This window comes from Bacillus sp. Xin1, assembly GCF_013314535.1.
Lineage (GTDB): Bacteria > Bacillota > Bacilli > Bacillales > Bacillaceae_G > Bacillus_A.
Genome location: NZ_JABUAE010000004.1, coordinates 65,784 through 83,014, shown reverse-complemented (window position 1 = coordinate 83,014; position 17,231 = coordinate 65,784). Strand labels below are relative to the sequence as shown.

Sequence of the window (17,231 nt, the reverse complement as noted above, 5' to 3'; positions counted from 1 at the left end):
ACATATATTTAATGATTCATTTCATATACTCAAATTCTCCCTGTTCTCTGTAATACAAAAACAGAAAGCTCAGGCTTACTTAAAAACCGGACCGGCATTCTAGTAGTTCCCATACCACGATTCACATACAACTGTAATGGTTTACTCTTTCCTTCTAATGAATAAAGCCCTTCTACATATTTATTTGCTAGTGAAGTAGTAATAATAGGACCTATGAATGGAATCTGGACTTGTCCACCATGACTATGGCCGGATATTTGAAGATCTACTGGATATTCCAATATTTGATCGACAGCATCAGGTTCATGCACTAGTAGCAAGTTAAAATCCTCTACTCTAAGGTCCTTCAAGGTTGGATGAATTTTAGGTTTTCCAAGTAAAAAATCATCGAGACCAGAAATAGTAATAGACTCACCATTCGCAGCTTTAATTTTTTTCGTTTCATTATTCAAAACTGTAAAGCCAGCTTTCTCCATATACTCTTTATATAAGTAACTACCTCCACCGCCTCGATCATGATTGCCAAACACTGCATATTTTCCAAGGGGAGCATGAATTTGTGCCAAAATAGTTTGTGAGTACTTTCTTTCTGCAGCATATTCTCCAAATTTATCAATTAAATCTCCTGTAAATACTACAATATCAGGATTCAATTGATTAATTTTATCCACTAACATTTGTTGTTGTTTATGAGGAAAATTCGGTCCAAAATGTGTGTCTGAGAACTGTACGATTTTCACACCATGAAAACCTTTTGGGATATTTGGATTGTCAATATCATTCCATGTAACTGACAATGCTTTTGTTTCGAAATGAAAAGCATATACGTAAATTGTTATCGGAAGAATGAATAGTATGAGGGAAATCATACCTATTCGTCTCAACCACAATAAGGAAGTACCTTCTTTTGCTTGCTCTAAAGAAGGTACTTCTTCGTTCGGATTCATTCTATTTGTTTTGGCGTGTTCTAAGTTTGCTTTCATATGTTCACCTCTAAATTCATCTTCATCAAAAGATACGCTTTACATAAAGTTGTAGCATTTCTATGTTACAAACGTATGTCTTTTTGAAAATTGAAGTGAACATGAACAAGCTACTTACACCAAAATTAAGATTTGATACATCATGTAGTTCTTCTGTTAAGGGGGAAAATGATAGAATATTTACTACTAATCCTATTAGAAGTAGTTTGGATGATTTTACAAATTTCAACTCACGAGAGGAAGAAGCCAACGTTTCTATATGATGCATACAATCAATATAAATGTATAATCACCAAAATCTAATTTCGGCCCTTTCTTTACTTGCATATCCAACCACATATGCATAAGTTTCGTTTCCTTATATTTATGGATATTCTTTTTGGCAAAGCGATAAGAAAGAAACTGTAACATCATAAAACCTGCTACAAATATAAGTAACAAAACGAGAAAATCAATCACTTTATTTTTGTACTACCTTCTCTAATATCCGATGCTCTAAAATCCATTCTTCAAACTTAGCACTACCAAATTCCCAGCTTAGATCATGGGCATGTACAGAAAAAACACGATATCCAGAATAGTCATCCATGAATTCATCTTCTTGCACCTGTACTAAGGGAATCCCATAAAAGGCAAAGTTAAAAAAAACATCCCACACATCTTCATGTTTTCTTTTATAAGCAATCGATTCCACATCATATTCTTCTCCAAAATAATCAAGATGTAAATGCAAGCTATCATCATATTCATACTTCATTTTTATCACCCCTTATATGTGTACTTCTTTATCATCAAAAAAATTCCTTCTATGTCCACTCACATCTAGGCACTTCTCTACATATTATGGAAATAGATTCATTTCTAGGAGGTGGTACCTATTGAAAAAATTCATAGCTGTTTTTTGTATACTTGTACTCACTGTTTTTACATTTGTGGCGTGTAGTAAAAAAGACAATACGAAGCAGCAGACGCAAAAGATTCGCATCGGTGAAGTTACACATTCCCTCTTCTATGCCCCGCTCTATGTTGGAATTGAAAAGGGATTTTTTAAAGATGAAGGGTTAGATATTGATTTGCAAACGACAGCTGGGGGCGATAAAACGATGACCGCGCTGTTATCTGGTGGAATTGACATTGCACTTGTCGGTTCTGAAACATCCATTTATGTTCACCAGCAAGGAGCAAAAGATCCGGTTATTAACTTTGCACAACTCACACAAACGGATGGTACATTTTTAGTTTCACGTAAAAAGTTAGACTCCTTTAATTGGAACGATGTGAAGGGCGTTACTTTCCTCGGTCAACGTAAAGGCGGTATGCCGCAAATGGTTGGGGAATACGTTTTGAAGAAAAATGGTATTGATCCGCAAAAAGATACAAATTTAATTCAAAATGTTGAGTTTGCGAATATCGCTAATGCCTTCGCATCTGGTACAGGAGAATTTGTCCAGCTGTTTGAACCAACCGCAAGCATTTTTGAAAAGGAAGGAAAGGGCTATATCGTCGCTTCCTTTGGTGCTGAATCTGGAACTGTTCCCTACACAACATTTATGGCAAAAGAAAGCTTTTTAAAGAAAGATAAAACAGCCGCCGAAAAATTTACGCGCGCATTATATAAAGCACAGCAATGGGTAGATACACATAGCCCAGAAGAAATTGCCGAGGCTGTTACACCACTTTTTAAAGATACTTCAAAAGATATTATGGTAAAAGTAATCGAACGCTATAAAAAGCAACATTCGTATGCCACAAACCCATTATTAGATACGGAAGAATGGAAACAACTACAAACGATTATGAAAGAAGCTGGTGAACTACAAAAAGAAGTTCCACATGAGGCGCTCGTTAATACAAAAATTGCCGAAAGCGTTATTAAGAAGTAGAGGCGAATACAATGGGTTTCTTACAAATATCTCACGTTTCTCAATGTTTTTTTTCAAAAAAAAGTGCCCGGCTCATCCTTGAAGATATTAGCTTACAGGTAGACGAAGGAGAATTCATATCCTTTCTCGGTCCAAGTGGCTGTGGTAAAACAACGCTCCTTTCTATAATCGCAGGACTACTAGAGCCAATTGAAGGCAGAGTCTTTGTGGATAATAAACCAATAATAAAACCCACAGATTCAATGGGATATATGCTTCAACAAGATTATTTGTTTCCTTGGAAAACAATTGAAGAAAATATTATACTTGGATTGCACATTACAAAAACATACGGAGCGGAAACGAAAGAACATACATTGCAACTTTTAAAGCAAGTGGGCCTGCAAGGTGTAGAAAAGCAATACCCTTCAGAATTATCGGGTGGTATGCGTCAACGGGCAGCACTCGTTCGTACACTCGCAACAAACCCAAAAATCCTTTTGTTAGATGAACCATTTTCAGCCCTTGATTATCAAACGAAATTAAAATTAGAGAATCTCGTATTTTCTTTATTGCACAAGTATAAGAAAACTTCTCTTCTCGTCACCCATGACATCGAAGAGGCTATCGCGATGAGTGATCGTATTTACTTACTTCGATCAAACCCTGGCAAAATTGCCAAAACATTTATCGTACCAGAAAGCATTCGCTCTCTACCACCATTAGAGGCAAGACACCACCCTGAGTTTCCAGCTCTTTTTCAAGCCATATGGAAGGAGCTTGAGAGCCTTGGATAATATAAAACAACTACATGAACAGTTTCGAAAAAAAGAGCGCCAGCGCACTTGGATAGTTGCTTCTTCACAATTATTACTTCTCATTCTCTTCTTTGTAATATGGGAAATTTCTAGTAAACAAGAGTGGATTGATCCTTTACTCTTCAGCTCTCCTTCAAGCATTTGGGAACTGTTTCTAAGCAAATGGGGAGATGGATCACTTTGGATTCACATATGGACGACACTATTAGAAACAAGTATTGGATTTATTCTCGGGACAGTACTTGGGACAATTATCGCAACCATTCTTTGGTGGATACCTCTTATCGCTCGCGTATTAGACCCATACCTTGTTGTATTAAACGCGATGCCAAAAGTAGCACTTGGCCCAATTATTATCGTTATTTTCGGCCCAAATATCTCCTCTTCAATCGCAATGGGAGTCATTATTTCCATTATCATCACCATTCTTGTTATTTACAGTGCATTTCAAGAAGTGGATTCTAATTATATAAAAGTAATGGGTACGTTTGGCGCTAATAAATGGCAAACATATCAACAAGTTATTTTACCCTCTTCCTTTCCAGCTATTATTTCAACTTTAAAAGTAAACGTTGGATTATCATGGGTTGGTGTTATTTTCGGGGAACTTCTCGTTTCCAAACAAGGGCTCGGTTATTTAATTAGCTATGGATTTCAAGTGTTTAACTTTACGCTTGTACTGCTGAGTGTCTTACTGACATGTGTCCTTGCCACTCTTATGTATGTATTTGTTGAAGGGTTTGAAAAATTACTTGTAGGAAAAAGAAAAAGAAGCTAACTCCAAATCATATGCCGGAGTCAGCTTCTTTTTTTATTATAAATTGGATTCATTGTTGGTCACATACTTTTGTATCGTTAACGACAGTACTTCCTTGAGTCGTGACCGTATGAAAACAATCTTTCACACGCACTGTTACAATGTTATCTTTTCGATCTATAACATGATACTGCTTAAATTGTTTATTTAACGCTGTACGAATTTTCTCTCCCTCGAAAATCGGAAACCCATGCGACATGACCCAAATAAGACCAGCAATAGCAAGAATGGTTTTCATACGATCTACCCCCTTGAGAATAAATTCATTACATCTCTACTATGTATATTATAATTGTGTCAATTTTGTGACAATTAATCCTTTTATACTCTATTCTATTTGAAAGCTCTTGTTCCTTCTTCTACGTAAAAAAGCAACCTAATTATATTTTGGTTGCTTTTTCTACTTTTATTCTTTTAATTGTCGCGAAATCTCATATAATCCTGATAATACTTCCGCTCTCATTTTGACAAGCTCCGGATATTGATAAAAGAATGCCATCTTTTTATATTTCAGTTCTTGTCCCTCTTTCACTTTCTTTGAATCTTGCAAAATGAATGCAGTAAATGTATCAGCAATATCCTCTGCTACATTTGTTGTTCCATACTCAGAAACGAATTGATCATGCTTTTCTTCAAAAAATTGTATTTGCGCCTCTTCATCTGTTTCAATTTGCTTTTCTTTCCATTCACTTTCAATTGGCTTCCAGAAAGAATCATAGAATTTGTTAATATACGAATCTGCTTTCGCGCACCCTTCTTGCAAGAAAAGATTTTTACACTTATTTTGATAGGAAGAAACATCTTTCTCCGCTTCAAATGCCTTTACATACTTTTCATCTACTGGAATTTGTTTATCACTAAGCGTTAATACATGAGCAGTCTCATGTATTAATGTCTTCATTACTTCATCTATATTCACACCTGAATCAAGCGTATCTAAACTTAACACCCAATCTTTCGGATTCTCCATACTAGGAGTTACATGAGCAACAATTCCATCATATCCATCTGTCACAATATCAAATTCTTTTATATTCTCTCGATACTTAGACGGAATTAACGTACGATAAATTCCCCACAGCGTTTCATGATAATCTCTATCTTCATGCTGCTCAATTATTTCTTCCTTCGCTTCTATATCATCCGCAAACATTTTCTGTAAACGCTTCTTATCTAGTTTTTCAAAATAAGGACCTACGATTTCTTCCTCATTAATATAGTAAGATGCTAAAAAGAAATAGTTTTCATCATCATCTTTCTTCTGTTCTGCTTCTTTCATGTTGTCTTTCTTTCCAGCGTTCTCTTCTGTATTTTCTTCCGAGCCTTTTACATCTTCCTCTGGTTCTTCCAGCTGAGACAGACTGTCCATTTTTTTATATACTTTTTGAACCATAGCATCTCCAAGCTTCGTACATTCACCTTCGGTTTTGCATATATCTTTCGTTTCCGCAACTCTTACCTCTTTACTGCACCCTGCTGTAACACCAATTACTAAGATAAAACATAATAGCCTTCCATAAATCTTTCCCATATAATCCTCCATTATTCCATTCTACAAAGATATGATAATCATTTTCTGACAAATATGCGATAATTATTTTTAGGGAGTTTTTTACTTTTTGAGGGGGAATGTATGATGATACGCGCTGTACTGTTTGATTTAGATGGAACATTGTTAGATCGACGTCAATCTTTGGAGAGTTTTATTAGCGATCAATATGAACGTTACGCAGAGCATTTTACTGAGATAGAAAAAAACGAGTATTGCACTCGTTTCATTCAGCTTGATAATAACGGCTACACTTGGAAGGATAAAGTATATACTACTTTGCTCAACGAATATAACATTACAACTCTAACAGCCGATCAACTCCTGCATGACTACATAACAGAATTCAAAAATCACTGCATTCCTTTTCCAAATATGCATGAATTGCTACAACAACTGCAAAATCAAAATATCGCAATCGGAATTATCACAAATGGCTTCACCGAATTTCAGATGAACAATCTTTGTGCCTTACAGCTACATACCTATACAAATACAATTCTTATTTCGGAAGCAGAAGGCATTAAGAAACCTCATCCAGCTATCTTTGAACGTGCCCTTCAACAATTAAATGTAACAGCGAAGGAATGTATCTACGTTGGAGATCATCCTGAAAATGATGTAATTGGAGCTGAAAATACTGGCATTACCACTATTTGGAAGAAGGATTCATTTTGGGAGGGGTTTGAGCATTCTCGTGTGGCTAGAGATTTGCTTGAAGTACTATCTTTTCTATAAAGTGAAACTTTAATCAGTGGGGGTTTCTTCATCGCCCACTGATTATTAGTTGAACCAATCGGGCTTTTACGGGATAAAAAAGAACTCGGCTCCTTTACTTCGTAAAACAGCCGAGTTCTTCTATATGTTTCATCGTACGCGCTAGTACATCATCGCGCATAATAAAGCTAAATTTCCTATCAGTTTTAATGTTATGAGGGATTTCTTTTAATAAAACAGATCCTTTTGTTTCTTCATAGTGCGTATGTTTTTCTACTGTACTAATTGTTGCGAAATAAATGTTTTTAATGATTATTTTGTCTTTTCCAGATACTTTATATTGTCCTAAGTAAGTTAAATCAGAAACAATGCCGCCGGTTTCTTCATGAACTTCCCTGACTGCCGCTTCTTCCGGTGTTTCCCCAATTTCTACTTTACCACCTGGAAATTCAAGACCGCGACGTAAATGATGCGTTAATAACCATTGATCCCCGTACCGGCATACAACCCAAACATGCTTTGGCTCAGGAGAAAATGGGTAACGTTCAAACGATAATTGTACAGTGTTGTGGTAATAATCTTTAAATTTGTACATGCCATTACTCCCCTATAGATGGTTACAAGTTTTTCCTACCACAAATTGTAGCACAATTCGCATTCATATGCATAATGTTATCCAACTATAATCCATTGATTATTCCCATTTGCGCGACTAATTCTTTCGTTTCATGATTTCCTAAATCATAAATCATCTGATATGCTTTCTGCAGCTCAGCATCATACCGATCATTATTTGAATCATGATGATACTCAACATATGGAACGTGAGAACGTACAAAAGAGCCTAAGTCTTCACGGTATGCTTGATCAAAATACTCCCGAAGCTGAATAATTTCCTCATCATTTGCCTGAATTTCAAAGCTATACGTATCTGCCGTTTTCACTTGCGAAATCTGTCCATTTCCTACTGATATATAATAAGTTTTCTTGTTCTCCATATAACGCCCTTCTTTCACCTTTTTAACTTCTATTCTTTTCAACAATTACAAAATTATGTAAAACAAAGTTTCGTTTAATGATAAAATGGAGAAAAGGAGGGGTCTGCTTGATTAAAATATTAATTATCGGGGTCATTATTGTTCTTATCGTGTTAGTTCTCTCTGTACTAACAATTAATAAAGGGTATTCATATAAACATTCAGTTGATAAACCAGAGAATAATCCTTATCTAACAAATAAAAAGAAGGATTTATAATATGCTTCTTATACTCCGCCTCCTCACTGCTTTCATTGTAATTATCGTATCCCTATATAGTCTATTTTCACAGAATGATACATTTCTTACACTTTCACAATTTTTCCTTGGAACCTTAATGTTTATAATTGCGATTGAACAAATCAAAAAGAAGGATCCAAGTACTGGCCTAACTTGTATGGTAGCAGGAGTTTTCGTGTGGGCTGTTCTTGCAGTAAAGTATGTGATGTAATGACTGTTTTCTTACGGAGGGGTTAATATATTAAAGAGTGTTCGGATTACCTTTGCACTCATTGCATTAGCTTTATCACTGATAACAGAGGCATTTTGCTTTATATGTTTATCTTTAGGATTAATGTCTTTCACTATGAGCATCGAGGAATTACGTGAACAAAAGAAAGTAAGCGAACAATGTGTTTTCTAGTTGGAGCTCTCGTTTTATTCGTCGCTATATCAGAATTTCTCCGCTAATATTATCTTTTGAAGGAGGGACACAATGCTAATTGGATTACGTATTTTTTTCGGACTTCTTACAATCGTTCTCGGGGTTTATTACTATTTTACTAAAGCCGCTATACTTCCTTACATGCAGCTTTCACTCGCATGTATGTTCATTATCATGGGCATTTCTGAACTGAAAGCAAATAGAAAAGTAATAGGAATCTCTTCCTTTTTTGTTTCTGGTTTTATCTTCTTCATTGTAATTTCGATACTTTTAAGATAAAAAGAAAAAAGCCATCTTCTCACTTAATATAAAAAAGATAGCTCTTTTTGTTACTCTTGTGCTTTATTTGATCAAAGTAGTTCTATCCTATTTACTGAACAAACTGTTTTGGATATTCTTTTATATGCTTATTATCGTCACGCCAATCATAAGTTTTTTTCTTTGAAATATCTAATGTTTGATCTCCTATTCTAACTCTATCTTTATCTCTCCATTCAATGTGTGGATCTGTATCTGGATAGTTCCAATATACATTTTTGGCAGAATTGGAACTAAGGTTAACTAATTCTCCTCTAACAGCATCCGCACTTAATGATCCAGCGTTATGAAAATAAGTTTTTATAGCATGTTTTCCATCGGGAGATTTCACAGTTCGAATCAATTCTCCTTTTGGAACACCTTGCACACTAAAAAATTTCCAATATCCAAAGCTTATTATAATGACTAGCAAAGAAAGTAATAGGATTCCTACTCTTCTTTTCTTTTTTTTGATTTCGTTTTTTGCTTCTGTATCGTTCAAATAACCCTCTCCTATGCATTTGAATATAATCCCATTAAAACCATATTACATAATAATATAATTTACCTATTTCTTATTCACCAAAAAAAGACTTATCCCTTCTTTGTTAAAGAAGGGATAAGTCTTTTTTTCATCTGTTAGCAGGAACTCACCTAACCTCATTCAGCCTCCCTTTTTGAACAAAAAACAGACATATATTTTTGTATAGAAAAAGGATATGGTATCCATATCCTTCTCTCAAACTACTCCAAATTCACCCAAATACTCTTCACTTCCGTATAATTATCAAGCGCATACGAACCCATTTCACGGCCAATACCAGATTGTTTATATCCTCCAAATGGCGATGCAGCATTTTCTAAGTTATAACTATTAATCCACACTGTACCTGCTTTTAATTGATTCGCAACTTGATGCGCTGTCTTTACATTTTCCGTCCATACACCAGCTGCTAAGCCGTACCGTGTATTGTTTGCTCGTTCAATGACTTCTTCTATCTCATCAAAAGGTAAGATTGAAACAACTGGGCCAAAGATTTCTTCTTGCGCAATTTTCATGTTATCCGTTACATCCGCAAATACAGTTGGCGCTACAAAATACCCTTTTTCAAATTCCTTCACGCCGCCCGCTACCAGTTTTGCACCTTCTTCTATGCCGCTCTTAATGTAAGCCAGTACGCGTTCTTGTTGCTTCTTCGATACGAGCGGTCCCATTTCTACTTCAGGGTCTAATCCGTGCCCTAACTTCACTTCCTTCGCCATTTCCCCTAATTCTTGAACAACTTTTTCATAATGCTTACGATGAACCAATACACGTGAACCTGCACTACAGTTTTGTCCATGATTATACATAATGCCGTTGAATGCTCCTGGAATTGCCTTGGAAAGATCGGCATCTTCTAAAATAATGTTCGGCGATTTCCCGCCAAGTTCCAATGTAACGTGCTTTGCCGTTTCTGCTGCTTTACGCATAATCCCTTTTCCAATCACAGTTGATCCTGTGAAAGCAACTTTATCGATATCCGGATGATTCACCATTGCCTCACCAGCACCTTCTCCAAAGCCAGGTACAAAATTGACTACACCATCTGGGAACCCAGCTTCTTTAAATAACTGCGCTGTATATAGGAGAGAGAGCGGTGTTTGCTCTGATGGTTTCAGAACAATTGTACATCCTGTTGCAAGTGCTGCGCCTAACTTCCAAGCAGCCATTAATAGTGGAAAGTTCCACGGAATAATTTGCCCGACAACGCCAATCGGTTCATGGCGTGTATAGTTTAAATATTCTGGTGAAATTGGGATTGTTTGCCCAAGAATCTTCGTCGCCCATCCTGCATAATAACGGAAATGATCAACCGTACCTGCAATATCATCTTCAAGTGCCTGTTTATACGGCTTTCCATTGTCTAATGCCTCAAGTTGTGCTAACTCTTCTTTATTCTCATCGATTAAATCTGCAAGTTTGTAAATTAAATGTGCTCGTTCTGCCGCACTGATTTTTGACCAAGCTCCTTCTTCAAAAGCTTTGCGTGCAGCTTTCACTGCAAGATTCACATCTTCTTCTCCGGCCTCACTTACGACAGCAAGCACTTCCTCTGTCGCTGGATTCCAAACATCAAATGTTTTTCCGCTCAACGCTGGAACAAACTTCCCATCGATGAATAATTCCTTTTTTCCATCTAGAAACGCTTGAACTTTCGGTTTTAAATCTTGATTTGCCGTTAGCATACTCCTCTCTCCCTTCTTATTTTTGTAATGTTAATAGATTTTCTAAAATCCCTTGTAACTTTTGATCTTCTTCCTCTGTTAATGGCAGGCGCGGTTTACGAGATGGACCACCAGCTTGCCCTTTTAAATCCATGACCCTCTTAATGATTTGAACATACTTCCCTGATTCTTCAATAAAGCTACAGAGCGGCAAAATTTTATCGTATAGCCCCCAAGCCTTCTCTAGTTCCTTATTTTGCGCAGCATCAAACAGTTCCGTTACAAGTTTTGGCACAGCGTTACCTGCAACTGAAATCCAGCCTGTTGCCCCAACTAAAAAGGACTCTAATACTAAATCATCCGCACCGCAGAATGTTTCAATATCCCCTTTTCCTTTTCTTGTAATATCACGCACTTTACGAATATCACCGCTCGATTCTTTTACATGCGTAATATTTTCTACATCACGTCCGACGCGGAGAATCGTTTCTGTGCTAATATCCACGCCAGATGTAAATGGATTATTATAAATCATGATTGGAAACTGAACAGATTCCGCTACTGCTTTAAAGTGTTCATAAATCTCTTCTTCTTTCGGATGAGCGTAGTATGAATTAATGAGTAGTGCACCGCTTGCTCCAGCTCTTTCTGCTTGCTTTGTATATTCAATTGCTTCTTTTGTCGTTTCAGCCGCCGTTCCAACAAGAAGTGGGATACGTCCGTTAATTTGTTCCACCGCTGTTTCCACAACTCTAAAACGTTCTTCCTTTGTTAAGCTAACAAACTCTCCCGTACTTCCGTTCACAACTAAACCTGCTACACCTTCTTGAATAAAGTGCTCAATATTTTGTTTCAAGCCTTCCCAATTAATCTCTTCATTTTGATTCATCGGTGTAATAATGACTGGATATGCCCCTTTAAATGTTTGATACATGTTTATTCCTCCCATAACCAAATTTAACTAAAAGTAAAACAAATTGAAGTGTCACTTCAATTTGTTTCGTAAAAAAAACGCGTTTCATATCATCTATACACTTACGTGTCATTATAATGCAGAAAAAATAGATTTACAACATATTTATCTAATTTTTCTGGAAAATATTTTAATGACAATTTGCAAAACTCAAAACTTTCCTTTACACTTTTTTCATAAGAAAAATTCTATCTAATACACTATTCGAGGGATTATCATATGGATGAAAATATCGGAAACAAAATTAAAACGCTTCGCTTAGAAAAAAGAATGACTTTAAAACAAATCTCTGAGAAAACAAATCTATCTATTAGTTTTATCTCTCAAGTAGAGCGCTCGAAATCTTCTATTACACTAGAATCATTAAAAAAAATATCAGAAGCACTCCATGTCAGCCCAAGCTATTTTTTTGCAGCTGAGCAAAAAACAAATACAAGTATCATACGCCGCGGACAGCAAAATGAAGAACATGTAAATTACTCTCATTTTGTTTACACGAATCTTTCTGGTGGTGTATCAAATCCACATTTCGAGCCAATTTTAGTGACGCTACATCCCGGTGAAAAAAAGGGGGATCCTTATTCTCACAATGGACAGGAATTCGTGTTCGTATTAGAAGGTGTACTCACCATTCTATTAGAAAACGAGGAGTATGATCTACATCCTGGCGACAGCATTCATATGGAATCTGCCACGCCACATAATTGGTTTAATCATATGGAAAAGCCGGCTAAGTTTTTATTTGTGAGCTCGCCTCCAATGTTCTTTAAGCAATAACTTTCACTTCTCACATATCAGCGATTCAACACTATATGTTACACATAAGAACTAAAAAAGCTGCCCTTTCACAGGCAGCTTCCTCATTTTTCAACCAAATACTTTCTCTAAATCTTCTTTATCTTGACTTAACCAGAAATTCATTAAGCGTTTTGCTCCTTCTAAATCATGAAGCTTCGCTTGACCACATTGCGTTTCATTTGCAGCTGGAATTTCCGTAATTTGAACTGCATCTTGTAATGTAAGCTCTAATAAATCAATGACTTCACGAACTGTTGGTGTCCCGCTTACAACAAGATAATATCCTGTTTGGCAACCCATTGGTGAAATATCGATAATATCAAAATGTGGATAACGATCAATATATTTACGTAAATTAAATGCTAATAAATGTTCTAATGTATGAATGACATCTGGTTTCATCGCTTGTTTATTTGGCTGACAAAAACGAATATCGAATTTATTAACAATACCGTCACTACCTACTTTATGAACACCACAATGTCTAACATAAGGTGCCTTTACAATCGTATGGTCTAATTCAAAGCTTTCTACTGATGGCATAAAACATCTCTCCCGCTTTCAATTTAATTCCGTTATATCCAATATGATATAACGGAAATGTGAATTAGTAAAGTATTATGTAAATCCAAATTAAAAAACGAACATCAAACCCTTCTTTTCAGATGGTAAAGAGCATCCGGTCATGCATAGAAGCGGTCAGTGCTTTTTTCACCCCGTACCATATGAAAACAAAAAGAGGAAGTAAGTGGATAATTGTTTTTACTTTCATAGCCGCAGCTCATATGTCGAAAAATCAAAATGGATTTATATATAGAGAGCCCGTGCTATAATACTAGAAGAATATGCTGGAAAGGAGACCGTTATGAAACAGATTTTTATCGGCATCATACGCTTTTATCAAAAATTTATTTCCCCGATGACACCACCTACATGTCGCTTTTATCCATCATGCTCTCATTATGGATTAGAGGCGTTTCAAAAACACGGTGCTTTCAAAGGATTTTGGCTCACACTCATACGTATATTAAAATGTCATCCTTTTCATCCAGGAGGATTTGATCCAGTCCCAGATAAAAAGGATGACAAAGTAAAATCTTAAGCTTCGTAGCCGTTCACAACTAAATCTAATTTTCCTGTATCAGGATGAATGACAAGACCATGAACCGGTACTTCTGCTGGAAGTAATGGATGGTTACGAAGTACTGACACGCTATGCTCTACACTTTCTTCCACACTAGAGAATCCTTGTAAGAATTTATCCAAATCGATTCCAGAATATTGAAGTGTATCTAATTTGTCTGCGGTTACGCCACGCTCTTTCATTTTTTCAATTGTACTGCTTGCCTGTATTTTTGCCATGCCACAGTCATGATGACCAACAACGCATATTTCATCTGCGCCAAGTTCATATACAGCAACTAATACACTGCGCACAATACTTCCAAATGGATGTGAAATAACAGCACCTGCCACTTTTATAATTTTCACATCACCATTACGCATATTCATTGCTTTTGGCAATAATTCAACAAGACGTGTATCCATACAAGAAATAATTACCATCTTTTTGTTTGGAAATTTTCCTGCCTCATACTCTTCATATTTTTTCTCTTCGACGAATTTTTCATTATACTGCAAAATTTCTTCTAATGACTTCATAGTAAAGAACCCTCTTTTCTTTCAGTTAAACTACATACTTAGTTTACCAAAGTCAAAAAAATTCCAAAAGGATATTGCTTTATTGCAAATATATAATTTTTCAGATAATCGACATAATTCTTTCAAAATATACACACACCTCTGTAACAACTCTCCTCTACTTTGCTCATATTTCCACTATAAACTAAATGTAGATAATGTTAAAAAGGAGTGAATCTTTATTATGTCCGACGTTCTGTTATTGAGTCGTTTTCAATTTGCAATTACTATTTTTTATCACTTTTTGTTTGTACCTTTGACAATCGGACTTGTTATTTTAGTAGCGTGTATGGAAACACAATATGCACGTACATTAAATCCCACTTATCGAAAAATGGCGAATTTCTGGGGTAAGCTATTTACGATAAACTTCGTAATGGGGATTATAACCGGTATTACGATGGAGTTCCAATTTGGAACAAACTGGTCAGAGTACTCAAAATACATGGGGGATATCTTCGGATCACCACTCGCAATCGAAGCACTTGTTGCTTTCTTCTTAGAATCTACCTTCATGGGAATTTGGTTATTCGGTAAAGATAAAATCTCACCAAAGTTCCGTGCTTTTTGTATGTGGATGGTTGCACTTGGAACAAACATTTCCGCACTTTGGATCATTACAGCAAATGGCTTTATGCAAAACCCTGTTGGGTACGTGGTGCGTAACGGCCGCGCTGAATTAAATGATTTCTGGGCACTTGTTACTAATCCATACGCATGGAACATGTTCTTCCATACAGTAATTAGTTGTTATATCGTCGGTGCTTTCTTCGTAATGGCGATTAGTGCGTATCATTTATTACGTAAAAACGAAGTAGAATTCTTTAGAAAATCATTTAAATTCGGTTTAATCTTAGGTTTATTTGCTGCAACTGTGACACCATTTATGGGTCATCAATCTGGCGTTTCAGCTGCTAAATATCAACCAGCAAAAGGTGCTGCGATGGAAGCAGTTTGGGAGACTGGTAAAGGTCAAGGCTTCTCAATCATCCAAATTCCCGATGTGAAGAATGAGAAGAACTTCGAATTATTAACAATTCCAAAGCTTGGTAGCTTCTTCTATACAAACTCATTTGATGGAGAAATTGTCGGTTTGAAAGATATTCCGAAAGAGGATCGTCCAAACGTAAATCTTGTTTATTATAGCTTCCGTTTAATGGTTGCACTTGGCATATTCTTCATGGCACTTACTTGGTATGGTTTCTATTTAAATCGTAAAGGTAAACTAGAAGATTCAAAACGTTATTTAAAAATTACAATGTGGTCTGTCTTACTGCCATATGTTGCGATTAACGCTGGATGGGTTGTCGCTGAAGCAGGTCGTCAACCATGGACAGTATACAAATTGATGCGTACAGCTGAAGCTGTTTCACCAATTTCTGTCCCGCAAATTTGGTTCTCATTACTAAGTTTAGTATTATTCTATACACTGCTATTAATTGCTGATGTATATCTAATGTTGAAATTCGCGAAAAAAGGACCTGCAGCACTAGAAGAACCTACTAAGGGAGGTGCCGCTCATGTCTCATGATATGCTTGCAGTCATTTGGTTTGGTTTATGGGGCGTGATTTGGACAGTTTACTTTATTCTTGATGGCTACGCACTCGGTAATGGAATGATTTTCCCATTCGTTACGAAAGGCCGAAAAGAACGAAATCAAATGCAAGAAGCAATTGGGCCGTTCTAGGGCGGTAACGAAGTATGGTTAATTACAGCGGGCGGTGCAACATTCGCCGCCTTCCCAGTTACTTATGCAAATATGTTTAGCTACTTATATACACCGTTATTTTTAGTATTACTCGCTCTTTTTGCTCGTGCAGCAGGGCTTGAATTTATGCATAAAGATGATTCACCAATTTGGCAAAACGTTTGTAAATGGGCATTTGCAATTGGTAGCTTCCTCATCGCCTTCTTATTCGGTGTGACATTTGCAAACCTATATTACGGGCTGCAAATTGGAAAAGACGGCTATGAAGGAACATTATTTAGCTTATTAAATCATTACGGTATTTTAGGTGGGCTCTTCTTCACTGCAATCTTCGTCGTATCCAGTGCACTTTGGGTTATGATTAAAACATCTGGTGAAGTATCAGATCGTGCTTATAAAATTGCAAAACCATTTTCAGTAGCAGCAGCAAGTATTTTAGCAATCTTCTATGTGGCAACTGCAAACCGTACAAACTTATTCCAAAACTTTACGGAGTATCCTGTACTATTTATTCTGCCAGCTCTTGCAATGCTAATGAGTGTCCTTGCAATTATTATGGTTTACAAACATAAAATTGGTCTTGCATTCACGTTTGTTTGTCTAACAATCGCAATGTTTATGACAACTGGCTTTGCAGGTATGTTCCCAAGAATGTTGCCATCACGTATTAACGATGCATATAGTACAACGTTATACCAAGCAGCAGGTAGTGAATTAAACTTAAAAATTATGTTCTTCGTCGCAATGGTAATGGTACCAATTGTTATCGGATATCAATTATGGAGCTACACAATCTTTAAAGAAAAAATTCATAAAGACTCTGCGAAAGGGTATCACTAAAATGAAAAGGCACTCAAAACGAGTGCCTTTTCATTTTAAGCTTATAGTGTAAATTGTATTCCTTGATCATTCACATCTTTATCACACACATCTGTAGCACTAATTCCATTAAAGGCTCTCACAGAAAAACCTGAATTAGACGATCCAGAACCATTATATGATTTTTCTTCAAATATCGGGCGCACATTGTATTTATCCCCTAAATTAAGTGTACCATTACAAGTTTCAATAATTACACCATCAATAATAGCAGGCATCG

General features: G+C 36.3%; 23 protein-coding genes and 1 pseudogene. 11 read left to right on the top strand and 13 right to left on the bottom strand.

The window, feature by feature from the left end:
* Window positions 1–29: 29 nt before the first annotated feature.
* The 3 genes from HRG09_RS07110 to HRG09_RS07105 form a co-directional block, all read right to left on the bottom strand.
* A complete protein-coding gene (locus tag HRG09_RS07110) occupies window positions 30–983 on the bottom strand; it encodes a metallophosphoesterase (protein ID WP_375335752.1) in 954 nt (317 codons plus the stop codon).
* 255 nt (window positions 984–1,238) lie between these two features.
* Window positions 1,239–1,442, bottom strand: a complete 204-nt coding sequence (locus HRG09_RS29495) for a hypothetical protein (protein WP_309232028.1) — start codon at window positions 1,440–1,442, stop codon at window positions 1,239–1,241.
* A gap of 1 nt (window position 1,443) precedes the next feature.
* Window positions 1,444–1,740 (bottom strand): DUF3986 family protein, encoded by a 297-nt coding sequence (locus HRG09_RS07105; protein ID WP_174100117.1) that lies wholly within the window; start codon window positions 1,738–1,740, stop codon window positions 1,444–1,446.
* Between the two features lie 121 nt (window positions 1,741–1,861).
* On the opposite strand from HRG09_RS07105, the gene HRG09_RS07100 reads away from it, so the two are divergent.
* The 3 genes from HRG09_RS07100 to HRG09_RS07090 are packed head-to-tail and all read left to right on the top strand — an operon-like array spanning window position 1,862 to window position 4,441.
* Window positions 1,862–2,866 (top strand): ABC transporter substrate-binding protein, encoded by a 1,005-nt coding sequence (locus HRG09_RS07100; RefSeq protein ID WP_174100116.1) that lies wholly within the window; start codon window positions 1,862–1,864, stop codon window positions 2,864–2,866.
* An 11-nt stretch (window positions 2,867–2,877) separates the two neighbouring features.
* The gene (locus HRG09_RS07095) at window positions 2,878–3,642 is read left to right on the top strand and encodes an ABC transporter ATP-binding protein (protein WP_174100115.1); all 765 of its coding nucleotides are present in this window, start codon (window positions 2,878–2,880) and stop codon (window positions 3,640–3,642) included.
* Window positions 3,635–4,441, top strand: coding sequence for an ABC transporter permease (locus HRG09_RS07090; protein ID WP_174100114.1), 807 nt, complete (start codon window positions 3,635–3,637; stop codon window positions 4,439–4,441). The genes HRG09_RS07095 and HRG09_RS07090 overlap by 8 nt, the downstream gene beginning before the upstream one ends.
* A gap of 49 nt (window positions 4,442–4,490) precedes the next feature.
* On the opposite strand, the gene HRG09_RS07085 is transcribed toward HRG09_RS07090, so the two are convergent.
* Together HRG09_RS07085 and HRG09_RS07080 are read right to left on the bottom strand one after the other, a co-directional pair.
* Complete coding sequence (locus tag HRG09_RS07085; RefSeq protein ID WP_174100113.1) at window positions 4,491–4,718, bottom strand: hypothetical protein; 228 nt, start codon at window positions 4,716–4,718, stop codon at window positions 4,491–4,493.
* Between the two features lie 168 nt (window positions 4,719–4,886).
* A complete protein-coding gene (locus tag HRG09_RS07080) occupies window positions 4,887–6,011 on the bottom strand; it encodes a recombinase family protein (protein WP_174100112.1) in 1,125 nt (374 codons plus the stop codon).
* Window positions 6,012–6,116: 105 nt separating this feature from the next.
* On the opposite strand from HRG09_RS07080, the gene HRG09_RS07075 reads away from it, so the two are divergent.
* Entirely contained in the window at window positions 6,117–6,767 is a 651-nt protein-coding gene (locus tag HRG09_RS07075; protein ID WP_174100226.1) for an HAD family hydrolase, read from the top strand.
* Window positions 6,768–6,861: 94 nt separating this feature from the next.
* Here HRG09_RS07075 and mutTA read toward each other — a convergent pair whose 3' ends face one another.
* Together mutTA and HRG09_RS07065 are read right to left on the bottom strand one after the other, a co-directional pair.
* A complete protein-coding gene (mutTA, locus tag HRG09_RS07070; RefSeq protein ID WP_174100111.1) occupies window positions 6,862–7,341 on the bottom strand; it encodes an antimutator 8-oxo-(dGTP/GTP)ase in 480 nt (159 codons plus the stop codon).
* Between the two features lie 85 nt (window positions 7,342–7,426).
* Window positions 7,427–7,744: an HAD family hydrolase gene (locus tag HRG09_RS07065; protein ID WP_174100110.1), complete on the bottom strand. Its 318-nt coding sequence runs from the start codon at window positions 7,742–7,744 to the stop codon at window positions 7,427–7,429.
* Window positions 7,745–7,851: 107 nt separating this feature from the next.
* Here HRG09_RS07065 and ytzI point away from each other — a divergent pair, with 107 nt between their 5' ends.
* The 3 genes from ytzI (at window position 7,852) to HRG09_RS07050 (ending at window position 8,725) form a co-directional block, all read left to right on the top strand.
* A complete protein-coding gene (gene ytzI / locus HRG09_RS07060) occupies window positions 7,852–8,001 on the top strand; it encodes a YtzI protein (protein WP_174100109.1) in 150 nt (49 codons plus the stop codon).
* Between the two features lies 1 nt (window position 8,002).
* Window positions 8,003–8,233 carry a DUF3953 domain-containing protein gene (locus HRG09_RS07055; protein ID WP_174100108.1) on the top strand — a complete coding sequence of 77 codons (231 nt, stop codon included), beginning with the start codon at window positions 8,003–8,005 and terminating at the stop codon, window positions 8,231–8,233.
* A 264-nt stretch (window positions 8,234–8,497) separates the two neighbouring features.
* Window positions 8,498–8,725 carry a DUF3953 domain-containing protein gene (locus HRG09_RS07050; RefSeq protein WP_174100107.1) on the top strand — a complete coding sequence of 76 codons (228 nt, stop codon included), beginning with the start codon at window positions 8,498–8,500 and terminating at the stop codon, window positions 8,723–8,725.
* A gap of 91 nt (window positions 8,726–8,816) precedes the next feature.
* Here HRG09_RS07050 and HRG09_RS07045 read toward each other — a convergent pair whose 3' ends face one another.
* The 3 genes from HRG09_RS07045 to dapA all read right to left on the bottom strand — a co-directional run bounded on the left by HRG09_RS07045 (window position 8,817) and on the right by dapA (window position 11,885).
* Window positions 8,817–9,245, bottom strand: a complete 429-nt coding sequence (locus HRG09_RS07045; RefSeq protein ID WP_174100106.1) for a DUF5412 family protein — start codon at window positions 9,243–9,245, stop codon at window positions 8,817–8,819.
* A gap of 242 nt (window positions 9,246–9,487) precedes the next feature.
* Window positions 9,488–10,972 carry an aldehyde dehydrogenase family protein gene (locus tag HRG09_RS07040; RefSeq protein WP_174100105.1) on the bottom strand — a complete coding sequence of 495 codons (1,485 nt, stop codon included), beginning with the start codon at window positions 10,970–10,972 and terminating at the stop codon, window positions 9,488–9,490.
* A 16-nt stretch (window positions 10,973–10,988) separates the two neighbouring features.
* The gene (gene dapA / locus HRG09_RS07035; protein ID WP_174100104.1) at window positions 10,989–11,885 is read right to left on the bottom strand and encodes a 4-hydroxy-tetrahydrodipicolinate synthase; all 897 of its coding nucleotides are present in this window, start codon (window positions 11,883–11,885) and stop codon (window positions 10,989–10,991) included.
* A 258-nt stretch (window positions 11,886–12,143) separates the two neighbouring features.
* On the opposite strand from dapA, the gene HRG09_RS07030 reads away from it, so the two are divergent.
* A complete protein-coding gene (locus HRG09_RS07030) occupies window positions 12,144–12,701 on the top strand; it encodes a helix-turn-helix domain-containing protein (protein WP_174100103.1) in 558 nt (185 codons plus the stop codon).
* 90 nt (window positions 12,702–12,791) lie between these two features.
* Here HRG09_RS07030 and luxS read toward each other — a convergent pair whose 3' ends face one another.
* Window positions 12,792–13,265 carry an S-ribosylhomocysteine lyase LuxS gene (gene luxS / locus HRG09_RS07025; RefSeq protein ID WP_174100102.1) on the bottom strand — a complete coding sequence of 158 codons (474 nt, stop codon included), beginning with the start codon at window positions 13,263–13,265 and terminating at the stop codon, window positions 12,792–12,794.
* A 322-nt stretch (window positions 13,266–13,587) separates the two neighbouring features.
* Here luxS and yidD point away from each other — a divergent pair, with 322 nt between their 5' ends.
* Entirely contained in the window at window positions 13,588–13,824 is a 237-nt protein-coding gene (gene yidD, locus HRG09_RS07020; RefSeq protein WP_174100100.1) for a membrane protein insertion efficiency factor YidD, read from the top strand.
* Here yidD and HRG09_RS07015 read toward each other — a convergent pair.
* Window positions 13,821–14,384 (bottom strand): beta-class carbonic anhydrase, encoded by a 564-nt coding sequence (locus tag HRG09_RS07015; protein WP_174100098.1) that lies wholly within the window; start codon window positions 14,382–14,384, stop codon window positions 13,821–13,823. The two genes, yidD and HRG09_RS07015, sit on opposite strands and share 4 nt — an antisense overlap.
* 223 nt (window positions 14,385–14,607) lie before the next feature.
* Between HRG09_RS07015 and cydA the strand changes: the two genes are divergently transcribed.
* Both cydA and cydB read left to right on the top strand, forming a co-directional pair.
* Entirely contained in the window at window positions 14,608–15,954 is a 1,347-nt protein-coding gene (gene cydA / locus HRG09_RS07010; protein ID WP_174100096.1) for a cytochrome ubiquinol oxidase subunit I, read from the top strand.
* Window positions 15,944–16,972: pseudogene (gene cydB / locus HRG09_RS07005) on the top strand (cytochrome d ubiquinol oxidase subunit II). Before cydA ends, cydB begins: the two are co-directional and overlap by 11 nt.
* A gap of 41 nt (window positions 16,973–17,013) precedes the next feature.
* On the opposite strand, the gene HRG09_RS07000 reads toward cydB, so the two are convergent.
* Entirely contained in the window at window positions 17,014–17,229 is a 216-nt protein-coding gene (locus tag HRG09_RS07000) for a spore germination protein (RefSeq protein WP_174100094.1), read from the bottom strand.
* Between the last annotated feature and the right edge of the window lie 2 nt (window positions 17,230–17,231).